We start from the raw sequence: 1368 nt of genomic DNA, 5'->3' as shown, positions 1-1368 counted from the left end.
AAAGGCAAAGGATGCAAAGACAACCCAAAAAGAAATCGATCAACTAGGCGAGTATGTGAAGAAGCATGATAAGGGTATGGATAAAGGACTAGCTTCTAGAGGTTATAAACCAAGTTTGGGTGAAAGAACTCTTGAGAGTTTTGTGAAGAATAATGTACCTATTGAAAAAGAAACTTTACTATATACAAAATCACCGAAATTTAATAGTGTTAATGGTGATGCCCCAAGTCAGTTTAAACGTTTTGGATCTGATAGTCATGCTAACTTAGCACCGCATGTTCACCAACCCACTAGAAATGCCGCACCAAATGGAAATATTTATGGGGGAGTGGGTTCCAAAACTTCAAATGGTGGTGTAACAACTCCAAATACAAAAGATGTAAAACAATTATACGACTATTTAGAAAACGGCAAATATCAAGAATAGGGGAAACCAAAAATGGATGAAAACTTCGATTGCACGCAATTTTTTTCTTTTGATACAGATTTATCTATAGAAGAGATAATTTTGTTATTATCAGAATTGAAAAATCATGAGTTTCTAATTTTAAAAAGTAATGACATAAGAGAAGTTAAAAAAAGATATTTAGAAAATTATATGAGCTCTTATTTAATTGAACTAAAAAATGATAATTTTATAGGCGAATTGCAAGATTGGAGTAATTTGGAAAACCCTCCTAGTGTTGTGAAAATATTTTCTGATATTTCAGAGGAAATTGCGAAGAATATCAATATAACGAATTATTCTATTTTCCTTTGCAAATTTGCACAAGAAAATGTTACTGAAGATAAAATTTTAGAGGTAAAATCTAATGAGATTTTATCAGCTCTCTATAATATGTCTAACTTCAGTTATGATTTATGGATGGATAATCTTATCTTAAAAATTAATGAGTAATTTTAAATGTTTTAGATTTTGTACAATGAGACGGCTCGGAACCACTATATAATAATATTTGTTGGATTATGTAAGTAAGGTGAGTGAGATACAGATTTGATTCCGTTCAAATTGTTTCAGTTTCTTAATGGATAATATTAAAGCCTTGATAGAATAATTTTCTATTGAGGTTTTTTTCACTGTCCATAAGATGGATCAAGTATGCCTGCACCTATCAATCGATAAGGGTAAACAAAGCGAATGACACGATCACCTTCGCAGGGAAGCGAATGTCCATGAGTGCAGCAGAATCCATGCGATTCACCTGCGGCTCCAGTAGTATAGTATTTGACGGCATTACGGATATCCAGGGACAGGCGGTCACGATGGAAGGGTCCATCAAAGCCCCTGTGACAGTCGCTTCACAGGAAGAAGAAGCAGACCTCGATTCCGCCCTAGACATGATGGGGATGATCCCTGTTGGTGGGGGT

Annotated in this window: 2 protein-coding genes; both read left to right on the top strand. The window is 34.6% G+C overall.

Translation table 11 applies throughout. The features are described 5' to 3' along the window. Positions 1 to 427 (top strand): hypothetical protein (locus ACP3VS_RS24185; protein ID WP_426390282.1); only part of this gene is annotated, 427 nt, incomplete at its 5' end. Positions 428 to 439: 12 nt separating this feature from the next. After that, a complete protein-coding gene (locus ACP3VS_RS24180) occupies positions 440 to 898 on the top strand; it encodes a hypothetical protein (protein WP_197148326.1) in 459 nt (152 codons plus the stop codon). The last annotated feature ends 470 nt before the right edge of the window (positions 899 to 1368 follow it).

Source organism: Lysinibacillus sp. VIII_CA (genome assembly GCF_049943995.1).
GTDB lineage: Bacteria > Bacillota > Bacilli > Bacillales_A > Planococcaceae > Lysinibacillus > Lysinibacillus pinottii.
The sequence above is the reverse complement of the archived record's forward strand: the minus strand, read 5'-3'. Positions and strand labels throughout refer to the sequence as shown.

Excerpts from the sequence above, each read along its gene's own strand:
- ACP3VS_RS24180 (WP_197148326.1), top strand. The coding sequence starts at position 440 with ATGGATGAAAACTTCGATTGCACGCAATTTTTTTCTTTTGATACAGAT.